This is a genomic window from Microbacterium profundi (assembly GCF_000763375.1).
GTDB classification, from domain to species: Bacteria; Actinomycetota; Actinomycetes; order Actinomycetales; family Microbacteriaceae; genus Microbacterium; species Microbacterium profundi.
Genome location: NZ_JPSY01000003.1, coordinates 34,411 through 47,839, shown reverse-complemented (window position 1 = coordinate 47,839; position 13,429 = coordinate 34,411). Strand labels below are relative to the sequence as shown.

The window sequence follows — 13,429 nt, the reverse complement described above, 5'->3', positions numbered from 1 at the left end:
TTCTTTCTGCGAGTGGGTCAGGACTGCGGGTGAGCGACGCGTCAGGCGGCCTGGTTGATACGGAGCAGGTTGCCGGCGGGGTCGCGCACGGCGCAGTCGCGCTCACCGTACGGCTGATCCATCGGCTCCTGCACGATGTCGGCGCGGCGGGAGACGAGTTGGTCGAACAGTGCGTCGAGGTCATCGCTCGCCAACGTGAGCGCCCCGTAGCTGCCTTTCGCGATGAGTTCCAGGATCGTGCGTCGCTCGTCGTCGCTGAGACCCGGATCGGTTGCGGGCGGATGCAGGACGATCGACGTCTGCGGCTGGCCGACAGGACCGACGGTCAGCCAGCGCATGCCGTCGTAGCCGACGTCTTTGCGCAGTTCGAATCCGAGCGCATCGCGATAGAAGCCGAGGGCCGCGTCGGCATCTGTATGAGGAAGGAACGCGTAGTGGATGGTGATGTTCATGATGCCCAGGTTAGGTTGGCGTCGGTGCGCGGCGCTTCTTGATTCCTGATCGGTCTCGTGACGTGCTTGATCTGGAAGTTCGGGATGCCGGAGACATCGGCCGCGCGTTCGCGATACACACTCGGCGGCACACCGACGAGTTCGGTGAAACGTGTACTGAACGTGCCGAGCGATGACGATCCGACCTCGAAGCACACCTCCGTCACGCTGAGATCGCCGCGCCGTAGAAGCGCCATCGCGCGTTCCACCCTTCGAGTCATCAGATACGAGTACGGCGCTTCGCCGTAGGTCGCCTTGAACTGTCTGCTCAAGTGCCCCGCCGACATGTGCACGCCACGCGCGAGTGCCTCGACATCGAGAGGACTCGCATATTCACGATCGATGCGATCGCGAACATGGCGCATGGCCACCAGTTCGCGCAATCGATCTTGATCGACAGTCTGTGTCACCACATTTCATACTCCCACGGACCGGCGACATTTCAATCGCCGTGCGCGCTACGCTGGGCGAATCCTCACAGGACCTTCTCAGAAAGGCTGTCCCCCATGTCTGGAACGCTCTCCGAAGCGAAGTCGCTGTTCAAGTCGATCCGCATCACCCTCGCCGTCTTCGGAGCCATCGCACTGATCGCCGGAATCGTCCTCCTCGTCTGGCCGTTGAAGACGGCTGTGCTGGTGACCGGGATCATCGCGGCATACCTGATCCTCGCCGGCATCGTCTACGTCGGACTCGGGATCTTCTCAGGCCAGAAGGGCGGCTGGGCGCGAGTCGGTCACATCGTGCTCGGTGTGCTCTACATCGCTGCAGGCATCATCGCGTTCACGAACCTCGCGGCCGTCACGGCCACGTTGGCGTTCATCACCGTGATCTTCATCGGCATCAGCTGGATCGTCGACGGCATCGTCTCGCTCACGCTGCTCAACAAGGACGGCTCGAGGGTCTGGACGATCATCTACGCGATCCTCAGCATCATCGCCGGCATCATCGTGATCTTCTCCCCGCTGCTCGCCGTTGTCGCGCTCTGGTGGATCCTCGGCATCACGCTCGTCGTGCTCGGCATCATCCAGATCGTCCGGGCCATCACGCTCGGGCGTGATGAGAAGGCGGCCACTGCGGAGTTCACGGCGAATGCGGCTCCGGCCGAGTAGAGCCGCCGGACGTCGAAACGGCCCCGTCCTGCGCGATGCAGGACGGGGCCGTTCACATTGTGCGGATGCTATTGGTCGCCGAACCCGCTCGTGTCGCCGACCAGACGGGTGTTGTCGTCAGGGACCGGCTCGACGGCGGCGAGTGCCACCTCGGCGGCGAACTCCGAGACGTTGTAGAGCTTGCCCGCTGAGCCGCGGCGCTCTGCGATCGCGCCAGGATTCGCACGCTCGAGCAGAGTCGCAGTGATCGTGCCTTCGATCATGTCGCCGGAGACGACCGTGAATCCGATCCCCTTCTCCTCGAGCATCGGGATCAACTCGCGCAGAGCATCCTCACCCGCCCGCTTCGACCTGGCGACCGGCTCGTATTCGGGCATGGTCGGCGTGGTGCGGATGAAGTGCGCCTGGTGGCTCGTCACGAAGACGACGCGCGATCCCTCGCCGAGCAGCGGCAGCGCTGCGTGGAGCACGCTCAGCTGCGCATCGCGATTCAGCGTGAGCGCGTAGTCCTCGGCCATCCCGGACTCCATGCCGCCGGAGGCGTTGAGTACGAGCACGTCGAGCCGCCCGTACTCCGCGCGCACCTGGTCGAACATCTCGGCGACGGATGCCGGATCGGTGAGGTCGGCCCCGACGACGAGAGCCCGACCTCCGAGCTCACGCAGTTGCGTCGCAAGCTTCTCGGCGCGCGGAGCCTTGTTGCGGAAGTTGACCACGACGTCCGCGCCGGCCTCGGCGAAGTATCGGACGGTGTCGGCACCGATGCCGCGCGACGAGCCGGTGACCAGGGCGACCTTTCCGGCGAGAGAACCTGCGGGCAGAACGTCGGTCACGATGACTCCTAATGATGCGGGGAACGCCGCGAACCGCGCGGCTCCTTCACCCTACCAATGCCCTTTCCGCGCCCGAATCATGTCGTCGCGCCGTGGTAGGTTGACGGCAAAGGAGGGCCAATGGACGACGTATCCGTCTTCATCGAACTGGTCACCGAATGGGCGTGGATCGGCTGGCTCGTGCTGATCGCCGTGTTCCTCGTGATCGAGATGCTGACCCTCGATTTCACCTTCCTGATGCTCGCGCTCGGCAGCGCGGTCGGTCTCGTCACCGGATTGTTCGGGCTGCCGGTATGGGCGCAGCTCATCGTCGCCGCGGTCGCGGCAGCGCTGTTCATCCTCGTCATCCGTCCGCCTCTGCTCAGGCGCCTGCACCGCGGTGAGGATCCGACGAAGTCCAACGTCGATGCGCTGATCGGGCTGCGCGGAACAGCGCTGGCCGACATCACGCGGGTCTCAGGACAGGTCAAGGTCAGCAACGGCGACACCTGGACTGCTCGCGCCGAAACCGCCGTCCCCATTCCTCAGGGAGCACCGGTCGCGATCACCGCGATCAACGGCGCGACCGCCATCGTCCGTCCCGTCAACGACTAGGAGAAACCGTGAACGACTCCTCGTTCATCCCCACAGCGATCGGCTGGATCCTCGCGATCGCCGTGATCATCTTCGTGGTGGTGACAGTCGCGCGCTCCATCCGCATCATCCCGCAGGCCACGGCCGGCGTGGTCGAGCGCCTCGGCCGCTATCACAAGACCCTCATGCCGGGCCTCAACATCCTGGTGCCGTTCATCGACCGCCTCCGGCCGCTCATCGACATGCGCGAGCAGGTCGTGTCCTTCCCGCCGCAGCCGGTGATCACCGAAGACAACCTCGTGGTCTCGATCGACACGGTCGTGTACTTCCAGGTCACCGACGCCCGCGCCGCGACCTACGAGATCGCGAACTACCTCGGTGCCGTCGAACAGCTCACCACCACGACTCTGCGCAACGTGGTCGGCGGGCTCAATCTCGAAGAGGCGCTCACCAGCCGTGACAACATCAACGGCCAGTTGCGCGTGGTGCTCGATGAGGCCACCGGCAAGTGGGGTATCCGCGTCGGACGCGTCGAGCTCAAGGCCATCGACCCGCCCCTGTCGATCCAGGACTCGATGGAGAAGCAGATGCGCGCCGAGCGCGACCGCCGCGCCGCGATCCTGACGGCGGAGGGCACCAAGCAGTCGGCGATCCTCGAGGCCGAGGGTGCTCGTCAGGCAGAGATCCTTCGCGCCGAGGGTGACAAGCAGGCTGCTGTCCTGCGCGCACAGGGTGAAGCCGAGGCGATCCAGAACGTCTTCGCCTCCATCCATCAGGGCGCGCCGGATGACAAGCTCCTCGCGTACCAGTACCTGCAGATGCTGCCGAAGATCGCAGACAGCGAGTCCAGCAAGCTCTGGCTCATCCCGAGCGAGCTCACCGAGGCGCTTAAGGGCATCGGCAGCGCGTTCACTCCGCGCCCCAGCACCGGTCAGCCGCCTGCGGGCACTCCCGGCGCGTGACGCACCCGTACTTCCTCAAGGCACGGCATCCCCGAGTCCTCGCCCACCGTGGTCTCCTGCCTGCAACGGGCGAGAACGCGCCGGTCGGCGCCTCGCCGTCGAACGCCGTGTGGGAGAACACCGCCGCCGCATTCGCCGCCGCGCACGCCGCCGGTGCGGAGTACATCGAGACCGACTGCCGGGTCACGGCCGACGGTGACGTCGTGCTGTTCCACGACGAGACGTTGACCCGATTGCTGTCGGATGACCGCTCCGTCGCACAGGTGCGAACTGGCGAACTCGCAGAGTTGCTCGCACCGCACGGCGGCCTGCTCACAGTCGGGGAGATGCTCGAGATGTTCCCGGAGACGCGCTTCAACATCGACGTGAAGACGGATGCCGCGACCACTCCCCTGGGTGCGCTGATCGCACCTCACGCCCATCGGGTTCTTCTGACGAGCTTTTCAGACGCCCGCCGCCGGCGTGCCGTCGATGCCGTCCTGGCCGCAGGCGCGGAGATGCGCCCTGCGACGTCGGCGGGCAGAGCGAGCATGATGAAGGTGAGGCTGCTCAGTGCGCTGCGCCTTCCCTGTGCGCGCGCGCTGCGCGACATGGATGCACTCCAGGTCCCCGAGCGATACGGCCCGATCCGCGTGGTCACGCGCTCGCTCCTTCGAGCGGCGCACCGCCACGGAGTCGAAGTGCACGTGTGGACGGTGAACGACTCCGAGGACATGCGCCGACTGATCGGTCAGGGCGTGGACGCGGTCGTCACGGACCGCGCCGAGGTGGCGCTGCGCGCCCTTTCCTGATGAATGCGCACGACCGGTCCTGAAGCGCCTGCGCGACCTCCCGGATGCATCTGCACGACGGGCTGGGACTCGGCTGTGAATCCGACGGAGAACACGCCTGCGTTGAGCAGGCGCACAGGCTGGAGCGCTATACCTGACAACGACGAGAGGACCACAAAATGGCAGATCGCAGCCTGCGCGGCATCCGACTCGGCGCCCAGAGCCTACAGAGCGAAGAGGGCGTCGTTTTCATGGAACGCCGCGAAACCACGTACAAGTGCGACACGTGTGATCACGTGACCACGCTGATGTTCTCGGCCGACGCCGAGCCGCCCCAGACCTGGGAATGCCGCTCCTGCGGCGCCGAGGCCGTGCTTCGCGTCGATGGCAAGACCATCACCCCTGACGCCACCGACGAGAAGGTCGCGCGCACCCACTGGGACATGCTGCTCGAGCGCCGCTCGCGCGCCGAGCTCGAAGAGCTCCTCGAGGAGCGCCTCGCATTCATCCGTGCCCGCCGTGGCGCAGGTGAGGACCCGACCCGCGAGAAGATCGGCGCCTAGAGCCGACGACGCGCGCGCCACCACCCGAACAGGAGCGCACCCAGTCCGCCCCACAGCAGCAACTGCTGCACCCAGGGGCCGAGGACGACACCAGCTGTGAGGCCGGTGCGAAGCTCGACATCCTCGAGCAGCGCGCCGGCCTCATCTGCGTCCAGGGACGCCGTGGTCGTCCCGCTTGGGCTGATCATCTGGCTGCGTCCGACCGTGGAGATGTTCACGACACTGCGACCGGTCTCGATGGCGCGCATACGTGCGAAGGCGAGTTGCTGGAGGTTCTCGTCAGTGCCGCGGAAGTCCGCATTGTTCGTCTGGAACACCAGCACCTGGGCCCCGCCTTGGATGCCTTCGCGGATGACTTCGTCGTAGATCACATCGAAGCAGATCGCCAGCCCCACCGGTGTGCCGTCGACATCGACGAGCGGCGGGTTGGTGCCATGCGTGTATTCGCGACCGATCAGGCCGATGAGATCGGGCACGATCGCGTAGTAGAAGTCCCGGTCGGGCACGTACTCGCCGAACGGCACGGGGAAGCGCTTGTCATGCGTCTGCTCGGCGGTGCCGTCCTGGGTCCAGAGCATCGACGTGTTGAAGTTCTCGTCCCCCCGGCCGGTCGCCGCGTTCGCCAGCAGCGGCGCCTCGACGCGGTTGGCGATCAGCGTCATCCGACGTGCCAACCCAGGATCCTGGAACGGGTCGTAGTCCAGTCCGCCCTCCGGCCACACCAGCAGGTCCATCTCCTCGCCGAACAGCGGTTCGGTGGCCGCTGTCTGCGCCTGGATCACCGAGTACGGCTCGCGTTCATCGAAGTACCCGGTGGGCCCGTTGCCCTGCACCGCTCCGATTCGCATCGTGCCGACTGCGGTCGTCGGGAACGCAGGGGTGATGATCATCACCAGCACGAGAGCGGCCGGCACGAGGAGTGCGACGGGGCAACGCCACAGACGCATGCGCACGGATTCCACCAGCATCGCCACTGCGAACACGATCAGGAAGCTCAGACCGCTGACGCCGACCCATGAGGACAGGGTCGCCAGTGGGCTCTCCGACTGTGTCATCCCGAGCCGCGCCCATGGAAAGCCGGTATACGGCCAGGAGCCCAACAGGAGCTCGCGACCCACCCACAGTGCTCCGATGGCCGCGGGAAGGCCCACGAGGCGCCCCACTGGCCCGGGAAAGGCGCGGGGAAGCCACCTGTAGGCCAGCGCGATCGGGATCACTGCGACGGCGGTGATGACTGCCTCCAGCGACGCGAGTGCCGCCCACGGGATGACGCCCAGGTATCGCGACGTCCACGACACGAGGAGGAAGAAGAACACGGCGCCGTAGATCAGCCCGACCAGCAGTGCTCCCCCTGCCCGGCGGCCGATGAGCGCGAGCAGCAGCAGGGCGACCCCGACGAAGGCGAACGGCCAGACGCTCGCCCCCGGGTACGCCAGATTCATGAGGAACCCTGACGCCGCGGCGGCCAGCACCGCGAGCCACAGCGGCAGCAGAGGGCGCTGCAGGACGGGGCGGGGCCGACGTGTTCGTTCGGCTGAGGGCGTTGGCATCCGGCGCGTACTCACATCGACGAGTAGGAGACGATGCCGCGCCGCACGCCGTCCAGTGCCTGACGGGCTGTACGGGCGACGTCGGCGTCCTCGGCGACGATCGAAAGCTGATCGAGCAGATCGATCGTCTGCTTCGCCCAGCGCACGAAATCGCCGGCGGCCATGTCGGCGTCCACCAGCACGCGATCGAGCAGAGCGCCGCGCGCCCACGCGTGCATGGCGCCGGAGAGTCCGGCTGCGAGGGGCTCCGAGCCCGGCAGATGATGATCCTGCTCGAGGTCGTCGAGCTCCGACCACAGCGCCGACGTCTTCTCGAAGGCGCCTCGGAATGCCCCTCGCGGCAGCCCGCGCTCCCCCGAGTTCGCCTCGTCCCTTCGTGGCTCGTACACCAGGCAGCACGCCATGGCGGCGAGCGAGGGCGCGTCCAGGCCCTTCCAGAGCCCCTGGCGCAGCGATTCGGCGACCAACAGGTCGCGTTCGCCGTAGATGCGGCGCATCGTGCGACCGGCCTCGGTGAGGACGGTCTCGTCGCCAGTGCCAGTGACGTAATCCAGGCTCGCGAGAACCTCGACGACGCGGTCGAAGACACGTGCGACCGTGCCGGTGCGGGTCTCGATCTGCGCGCGGGTGCGGTCTGTCTGACGCTTGAGCTTCCAGTAGCGCTCCGACCAGCGGGCATGGGCTTCGCGGTCGGGGCATCCGTGGCAGCCGTGTCGCTGCATCTTCGTGCGCAGGGACTGGATGCGCTTCATGCGCTTGTCGCGCGCTGCTCGCGGTGCGTGCGAGTCCTGGCGGTTCTTCTTCTCCAGGTCGCTGAGCTCACGACGGATTCCGGCGTACTCGAGGAAGTCGCCGTGTTCGCACTGCATCGCGGTGACGTAGCCGGCGAGCGATTCCTCCGCCTCACGCACCTGGCGGGCGAGACCCACGACCGCGCGGTCCGCCTGGAACTGGGCGAACGACGACTCGAGGATCTGGCGGGCACGGGGACGCCCGAACATGTCGATCAGGTTGACCGCCATGTTGTAGGTGGGCCGGAAGCTGGAGTTGAGCGGATAGGTGCGCCGAGACGCGAGAGCGGCGACGGCCTGGGGATCCATCCCCTCGGTCCACTGCACCACAGCGTGGCCTTCGACGTCGATCCCGCGACGACCCGCACGACCGGTGAGCTGCGTGTACTCCCCCGATGTGATCGCGACCCGCGCCTCGCCGTTGAACTTCTCCATCTTCTCGAGCACGACTGTCCTGGCCGGCATGTTGATGCCCAGCGCGAGCGTCTCTGTGGCGAAGACGACCTTGACGAGCTTGCGGCGGTAGAGCTCCTCCACGACCTCCTTGAAGGCGGGCAGCAGGCCGGCGTGGTGCGAGGCGATTCCCCGCTCGAGGTTCTCGACCCATTCGAAGTAGCCGAGCACACCGAGATCCTCGTCCTGCAGGGATCGCGTGCGCTCCTCGACGAGTTCGCGTATCTCGGCGCGCTCTTCGACGGTCGTCAGACGAAGCCCGGATCGGCGAACCTGCTGGACCGCGGCATCGCAGCCGACGCGGCTGAAGATGAAGAAGATCGCGGGGAGCAGATTCGTGCGCTCGAGCAGCCGGATCACCTCCGGCCGATCCATCCGCTCGATCCGCTGCGCGTTCGACGCGCGTACCGGGCGACGTCCGCCTCGCTGCGGGCGGGGACTCTGACGGCCCGCGTGCGTGCCGCTGCTGTAAGACTGCGCCCGTTTGTTGCTGTCGTAGCGGGATCCGGTGAACGAGCGGATGCGCATGAGCTCCTGGTTAACGGTCGCCGTGGCGACCCCGGCGCGATCGTCGAACAGCGGCAGCAGGTCATCGCGCACCAGCACGTGCTGCTCGAGGGGCACCGGGCGGATCTCCGAGACGATCACCTCGGTGTCGCCGCGCACCGTGTCGAGCCAGTCGCCGAACTCTTCGGCATTGGAGACCGTCGCACTGAGCGACACCAGCCGCACCTGTGAGGGCAGATGGATGATTACCTCTTCCCAGACCGCACCGCGGAAGCGATCGGCCAGGTAGTGCACCTCGTCCATGATCACGTAGCGCAGGTCGGCCAGCGCGGCCGAGTCCGCGTAGATCATGTTCCGCAGCACCTCGGTCGTCATCACGACGATCCTGGCGTTGCCGTTGATGTTCGTGTCGCCGGTGAGCAGACCCACCTGGTCGGCGCCGTACACCTCGACCAGTTCGCGGAACTTCTGATTCGACAGCGCCTTCATCGGCGTCGTGTAGAAGGCCTTGTCCTTCGGCGTCTGCATCGCGAGATGGATCGCGAACTCTCCGACGATGGTCTTTCCCGCGCCCGTCGGCGCCGCGACGAGCACGCTGTGGCCCCGCTCGAGCGCATGACAGCCCTCGATCTGGAAGGGATCGAGATCGAAGCTCTGCCTGAGCGCGAAGGCCGCAGTCTCCGGGTGGGATGCCGCATCGCGGGCGGCCGCGTACCGCTCGGCGGGCGAGGTCATACCCCGACGTCCGGGAGCAGTCCTTCAGCCTTCTGCCGTTTGTTCTTACGGCGATCGAACAGCATGGACAGACCCGCGGCGGCGAAGAAGAGCACGACGAGGATGCCGGCGAGCATCAGCATGCTGACGACGTCAGCGGCGGGTGTTGCGAGCGCGGCGAAGACGGTCGCGATGAGGATGGCGACGCGCCAGCCTTTGAGGATCGCGCGCCCCGACATGACGCCGGCCACGTTCAGCGCGACCAGGAAGACCGGGAGCACGAACGAGACCCCGACCACGAGCATCAGCTTGAGGCTGAAATCGTAGAACTGCTTCGCCTCGAAGAGGTTGTTCGCGCCTTCCGGGGTGAATGTCGCCATCAACTCGATCACATGCGGCACCACGAGCGCGCCGACATAGCATCCGATGAAGAAGAGCGGCACGGCGGATGCCACGAATCCGATCGTGTACTTGACCTCCTTGCGGGTGAGGCCGGGCATGATGAACGCCCAGATCTGCCACAGCCACACGGGGGCGGCGACGAAGATGCCTAACGAGAAGGCGATGCGCATCCGAAGATCGAACGGCGACGTCACGGACGAGAACGTGAGACCGACGAGGTCGTCTCCCCTGGCCTCCGCGATCTTCCGCACGGGCTCGGTGATGAATGCGATCACGGGGTCGGAGAGGAAGAACCCCAGGATCATGGCGACGAGAAGCGCCGCCGCAGAGATCATCAACCGTCGGCGCAGCTCCACGAGGTGGCCGCCGAGCGACATTCGGCGTTCATTGCGTGGCTTGTCACTCGCGGCCGACTGCTTGTCGATCGCGGTCACAATCGTCAGGTGGTGGTGCCGCTGTCAGAGCGGGGCGCTGCTGTGCTCTGATCCACCGCCGGCGACGACTTCGCAACGTCGACCGAGGTCTGATCCGTCTTGCCGTCGTCGTCCTTCATCGCCTTCATCTCGCCTTTGAACAGTCGCGCCGACTGTCCCATGCTCTTCGCCAGTGCCGGGAGCTTCGCTGCCCCGAACAACAACAGGATGACGAGCACGAGTACGAGCAGATGCCAACCGGTCAATCCAGCCATGATTCCCTCCAGGGATCGAAGTCTTCGAGCAGTCTACCTGCGGATGAAGCGTTATGGGTGACGGTACAGCGCGAGCGCGTCCGCTGCCCAGTCCCTCGTCGCCGCACGAGCGAAGTCGGGATGCTGGACTTCGAGACGCCCTTGGAAACGACCAGCGACACGTTTGATGCTCCGTGGATCCGCGATCGGTATCCGCACGGTGACGACACCGGCGTGGACTTCTGAATTGTCTGCGCGCACGTAGTCTCCGAGCAGAGGCACCAGGCGCTCTGGAAGTCGCACCGTGACCTCATCGTCGTCGCCGATCTCGGTGAAGGCTTCGGGGAGGAGTTCGTCCGCGTGCGTGATCGGGATGTCGGTGAGTTCAGGCTCGCTGACGCGATCCAGGTGGAAGGTGCGCATCGCCTGGCGAAGATGGCACCAGCCCTGCAGATACCACTGTCCGCCGGTGATGAGCACCTGCACAGGGTCGACAGTGCGGGTCGTGGCCGCAGCATCCGGCGCTTGATAGCGGAACGACACCGCGACTCCGCGACTCAGCGCGCTCGACACGGCGTCACGCACAGCGTCGACCGTGTCCGGAGCGATGACGACCTCCGCCGGTGTGTTCGCCGAAGCCCGTGAGAGCTTCGCGAGGAGCCCGGCGACCAGACCCGAATCCGAGACGGCAGGCACGGCGGCGACGACCTGAAGGCCGGCAAGCAGCGCGGCGGCCTCTCGGGCGGTGAATCGCGGCACTCGGCGGAGTCCGACGTCGTTCGTGATCTCGATGACGCCCTCTTCGTCGAGGAGGTCCCAGTTGATGTCGAACATCTCATGCGGTTGCTGCCAGTACCCCGCGTCGCCAGGCAACCCGATCACTGTGAGCTTCTCCACCATGCTGCGCATCTCGTCGACCGTGACACCGAACTCGTCGGAGGCCTCGGCGAGCGAGACCTGGCCCCGCTCGAGCAGATACGGCACCAGCGTGAGATAGGCGCGCACACGGTCGGATGCGAGCAGGGGTTTCGGTTTGTCCGCCATCAGCGCACCCCTCGTTCCGCACGAACCGCATCGACGCCGACGGCATCGGTGTGCGCAGCGATCGTCGCTTCCAGGCGAGCGATCACGGCGTCTCTCAATACGGCGGGCTCCACCACTCGCACCTCCGGGCCGTACGAGGCGAGCTCATCGGCGAAGATGTGCACATCGACGAACGGCACGCTGAAGCCCTGCACCTGCGCGGTCGCGCGCCGGCCGAGCCGCAGAGCGGCCTCGGTCCCCGGAGTGATCTCGAGCAGTGCGGAGTTGCGGGCTGCGACGGCCTCGAGGCCCGCCAGCGCGCGTTCGCCTGCGCCCTCCCGCAGTCCGGCGTCGAATGACTGCTTCGTCGCGGTGACATCGCCCACGATCCGGCTGAGCAGGAAGGTGCGCTCGTCGTCCGCATCGAGGTCGATGCCGTAGACGTGCCAGCGCGCCTCGTAGTCGAGCAGCGCGAGCGGTTCGACGCGCCTGCGACGCGGCGCCTCCTCCCCCGGCTTGAGGTAGTCGAAGGTCACGACGCGGCAGTCCTCGATCGCACTCTGCAGCGGCGCGAAGCTCGCGTCGCGCACCGTGATGCGAGGCGCGAAGCCGATGATCGGCTCGTCGCCGTCGATACCCAGAGCGCGGATCTTCCGCACTCCTGCCTGCGCATCCGCCGAGGAGGACTCCGCACTCCAGACGCTGCCCGCCAGGGTGAGGACCGCGAGCTCTGCCGCGCTGAACTCGATGTCCGCCGGCAGGTCGTACTCGGCCTTCGGAATGCGATACCTCGCCTCACGGAGGTCGTTGGGATCGCCGGGGTCGCCGATCGTCTCGATCGGGACACCGAGCGTGCGCAGCTCGTCCTTGTCCCTCTCGAACATCTTCTCCAGCGCATCCGCGCGCGTGCCGGCATCAGCCCGCTGCCGGTACCCCGAGATGTTGTCGAGGATCTGCTGCTTGGTGAGCCCGATCTCCGTGGCCATCAACGCCACGACGAGATTCGTCTGACGCTCTTCGGGCGGGATCCGGGCGGCCATCACTGTGCGGGGGCCGCTGGCGGATCGGTGCCGAGGATGTCGACGACGAAGACGAGCGTGGAGTTCGCGGGAACGGCGCCGCTGCCCGCCTCGCCATAGCCGAGCTCAGGGGGAACGACGATGAGCACCTGCGACCCGACGGTCTGCCCTGCCAGGCCCTGCGTCATGCCGGGGATCAGCGCGGTGAGGTCGAATGGCGTCGCGCCGCCGTCCCACGACGAGTCGAACACTGCCTTGTCAGCCCATGTCACGCCGGTGTAGTTCACGAGCACGGTGTCGTCGTCTGCGACCTTCTCACCGTCGCCCTTGATGAGGGTCTGCACGACGAGATCGGTGGGTGCGGCGCTGCCGGGAACGATGATCCCTGGGCGTCCGTCTGCCGCGCGAACGACGGTCGGCATGCCGGACGCGTCGTTGTACTGCGGGGCGCCCTGGGCCTTCGACGGGAATACCTTGACGACGTCGAACACCGCGACGACCGGATCGTCCTCGCCCAGTCCGAATCCGGCCAGGTTCTGGGCACCGAAGTCCTCGGGAGAGATGACCGACAGCACGCGGCTGCCTTCGGTCGCGCATTCCAGCGCCTTGCCGAAGGCGGGAACCCGCTGAGCCCAGTAGTCGATGCTCACGAGCTGAGCCTGCTCCTCGTCGAATGCGGTGCCAGCGACTGACTCACCGGTCTTGCCGGAGTAGAGCGCGAACTCGATCACAGCACTCTGCGTCGGGCTCGTGAGCGCCAGGCCGTCGCCGACGACGACGTCACTGAACGAGCTCTTCTGCGCTCCGACCGGAGTGAACAGCTCGACATCCGGAGTTTCGCCCACATCCCCGGTGATCGTCGCGATGTCGTCGATCCCGCTCGTCGCTGCATCACGATCGCATGCGGCGCCGCTGAATGCGGGCGCAGTGGCGCACCCCGTCAGGGCGACGAGGGCGAGACTGAGTGTGGCCAGAGCGGCAGACGTTTTACGCACGCTCTCC

At 66.4% G+C, this 13,429-nt stretch carries 15 protein-coding genes; 5 read left to right on the top strand and 10 right to left on the bottom strand.

Features of this window, described 5'->3' with window-relative positions:
* Nucleotides 1-41 precede the first annotated feature (41 nt).
* Together JF52_RS0112905 and JF52_RS0112900 are read right to left on the bottom strand one after the other, a co-directional pair.
* Nucleotides 42-452 carry a VOC family protein gene (locus JF52_RS0112905; protein ID WP_033107032.1) on the bottom strand — a complete coding sequence of 137 codons (411 nt, stop codon included), beginning with the start codon at nucleotides 450-452 and terminating at the stop codon, nucleotides 42-44.
* Complete coding sequence (locus JF52_RS0112900; RefSeq protein ID WP_084595881.1) at nucleotides 449-856, bottom strand: helix-turn-helix transcriptional regulator; 408 nt, start codon at nucleotides 854-856, stop codon at nucleotides 449-451. Before JF52_RS0112900 ends, JF52_RS0112905 begins: the two co-directional genes overlap by 4 nt.
* A 141-nt stretch (nucleotides 857-997) precedes the next feature.
* Here JF52_RS0112900 and JF52_RS0112895 point away from each other — a divergent pair, with 141 nt between their 5' ends.
* Nucleotides 998-1,600: an HdeD family acid-resistance protein gene (locus tag JF52_RS0112895; RefSeq protein WP_052167034.1), complete on the top strand. Its 603-nt coding sequence runs from the start codon at nucleotides 998-1,000 to the stop codon at nucleotides 1,598-1,600.
* A 68-nt stretch (nucleotides 1,601-1,668) separates the two neighbouring features.
* Here the strand turns inward: JF52_RS0112895 and JF52_RS0112890 are convergent, their stop codons facing one another.
* Nucleotides 1,669-2,433 carry an SDR family oxidoreductase gene (locus JF52_RS0112890; RefSeq protein WP_033107030.1) on the bottom strand — a complete coding sequence of 255 codons (765 nt, stop codon included), beginning with the start codon at nucleotides 2,431-2,433 and terminating at the stop codon, nucleotides 1,669-1,671.
* Between the two features lie 120 nt (nucleotides 2,434-2,553).
* On the opposite strand from JF52_RS0112890, the gene JF52_RS0112885 reads away from it, so the two are divergent.
* The 4 genes from JF52_RS0112885 to JF52_RS0112870 all read left to right on the top strand — a co-directional run bounded on the left by JF52_RS0112885 (nucleotide 2,554) and on the right by JF52_RS0112870 (nucleotide 5,301).
* Nucleotides 2,554-3,027 carry an NfeD family protein gene (locus JF52_RS0112885; protein ID WP_033107029.1) on the top strand — a complete coding sequence of 158 codons (474 nt, stop codon included), beginning with the start codon at nucleotides 2,554-2,556 and terminating at the stop codon, nucleotides 3,025-3,027.
* Nucleotides 3,028-3,035: 8 nt separating this feature from the next.
* Nucleotides 3,036-3,968, top strand: coding sequence for an SPFH domain-containing protein (locus JF52_RS0112880; RefSeq protein ID WP_033107028.1), 933 nt, complete (start codon nucleotides 3,036-3,038; stop codon nucleotides 3,966-3,968).
* Nucleotides 3,965-4,759 carry a glycerophosphodiester phosphodiesterase family protein gene (locus JF52_RS0112875; protein ID WP_033107027.1) on the top strand — a complete coding sequence of 265 codons (795 nt, stop codon included), beginning with the start codon at nucleotides 3,965-3,967 and terminating at the stop codon, nucleotides 4,757-4,759. The genes JF52_RS0112880 and JF52_RS0112875 overlap by 4 nt, the downstream gene beginning before the upstream one ends.
* A gap of 158 nt (nucleotides 4,760-4,917) precedes the next feature.
* Nucleotides 4,918-5,301, top strand: a complete 384-nt coding sequence (locus JF52_RS0112870) for an RNA polymerase-binding protein RbpA (protein WP_033107026.1) — start codon at nucleotides 4,918-4,920, stop codon at nucleotides 5,299-5,301.
* Here JF52_RS0112870 and lnt read toward each other — a convergent pair.
* The 7 genes from lnt to JF52_RS0112835 all read right to left on the bottom strand — a co-directional run bounded on the left by lnt (nucleotide 5,298) and on the right by JF52_RS0112835 (nucleotide 13,422).
* Entirely contained in the window at nucleotides 5,298-6,851 is a 1,554-nt protein-coding gene (gene lnt / locus JF52_RS0112865; RefSeq protein WP_052167033.1) for an apolipoprotein N-acyltransferase, read from the bottom strand. The genes JF52_RS0112870 and lnt overlap by 4 nt on opposite strands.
* A gap of 11 nt (nucleotides 6,852-6,862) precedes the next feature.
* On the bottom strand, nucleotides 6,863-9,337 hold the full coding sequence (locus tag JF52_RS0112860) for a DEAD/DEAH box helicase (protein ID WP_033107025.1): 2,475 nt from the start codon (nucleotides 9,335-9,337) through the stop codon (nucleotides 6,863-6,865).
* Nucleotides 9,334-10,095: a twin-arginine translocase subunit TatC gene (tatC, locus tag JF52_RS0112855; RefSeq protein ID WP_052167071.1), complete on the bottom strand. Its 762-nt coding sequence runs from the start codon at nucleotides 10,093-10,095 to the stop codon at nucleotides 9,334-9,336. Before tatC ends, JF52_RS0112860 begins: the two co-directional genes overlap by 4 nt.
* Before the next feature lie 62 nt (nucleotides 10,096-10,157).
* Nucleotides 10,158-10,409: a Sec-independent protein translocase subunit TatA gene (tatA, locus tag JF52_RS0112850; RefSeq protein ID WP_033107023.1), complete on the bottom strand. Its 252-nt coding sequence runs from the start codon at nucleotides 10,407-10,409 to the stop codon at nucleotides 10,158-10,160.
* A gap of 48 nt (nucleotides 10,410-10,457) precedes the next feature.
* Nucleotides 10,458-11,429 (bottom strand): helix-turn-helix transcriptional regulator, encoded by a 972-nt coding sequence (locus JF52_RS0112845; RefSeq protein WP_033107022.1) that lies wholly within the window; start codon nucleotides 11,427-11,429, stop codon nucleotides 10,458-10,460.
* On the bottom strand, nucleotides 11,429-12,448 hold the full coding sequence (locus JF52_RS0112840; protein ID WP_052167032.1) for a helix-turn-helix transcriptional regulator: 1,020 nt from the start codon (nucleotides 12,446-12,448) through the stop codon (nucleotides 11,429-11,431). Before JF52_RS0112840 ends, JF52_RS0112845 begins: the two co-directional genes overlap by 1 nt.
* Nucleotides 12,448-13,422, bottom strand: a complete 975-nt coding sequence (locus tag JF52_RS0112835) for an FKBP-type peptidyl-prolyl cis-trans isomerase (RefSeq protein ID WP_033107021.1) — start codon at nucleotides 13,420-13,422, stop codon at nucleotides 12,448-12,450. Before JF52_RS0112835 ends, JF52_RS0112840 begins: the two co-directional genes overlap by 1 nt.
* Nucleotides 13,423-13,429: the final 7 nt, after the last annotated feature.

Excerpts from the sequence above, each read along its gene's own strand:
- JF52_RS0112905 (WP_033107032.1), bottom strand. The coding sequence starts at position 452 with ATGAACATCACCATCCACTACGCGTTCCTTCCTCATACAGATGCCGAC.
- JF52_RS0112900 (WP_084595881.1), bottom strand. The coding sequence starts at position 856 with ATGCGCCATGTTCGCGATCGCATCGATCGTGAATATGCGAGTCCTCTC.
- JF52_RS0112895 (WP_052167034.1), top strand. The coding sequence starts at position 998 with ATGTCTGGAACGCTCTCCGAAGCGAAGTCGCTGTTCAAGTCGATCCGC.
- JF52_RS0112885 (WP_033107029.1), top strand. The coding sequence starts at position 2,554 with ATGGACGACGTATCCGTCTTCATCGAACTGGTCACCGAATGGGCGTGG.
- JF52_RS0112870 (WP_033107026.1), top strand. The coding sequence starts at position 4,918 with ATGGCAGATCGCAGCCTGCGCGGCATCCGACTCGGCGCCCAGAGCCTA.
- lnt (WP_052167033.1), bottom strand. The coding sequence starts at position 6,851 with ATGCCAACGCCCTCAGCCGAACGAACACGTCGGCCCCGCCCCGTCCTG.
- JF52_RS0112860 (WP_033107025.1), bottom strand. The coding sequence starts at position 9,337 with ATGACCTCGCCCGCCGAGCGGTACGCGGCCGCCCGCGATGCGGCATCC.
- tatC (WP_052167071.1), bottom strand. The coding sequence starts at position 10,095 with ATGTCGCTCGGCGGCCACCTCGTGGAGCTGCGCCGACGGTTGATGATC.
- JF52_RS0112845 (WP_033107022.1), bottom strand. The coding sequence starts at position 11,429 with ATGGCGGACAAACCGAAACCCCTGCTCGCATCCGACCGTGTGCGCGCC.
- JF52_RS0112840 (WP_052167032.1), bottom strand. The coding sequence starts at position 12,448 with ATGGCCGCCCGGATCCCGCCCGAAGAGCGTCAGACGAATCTCGTCGTG.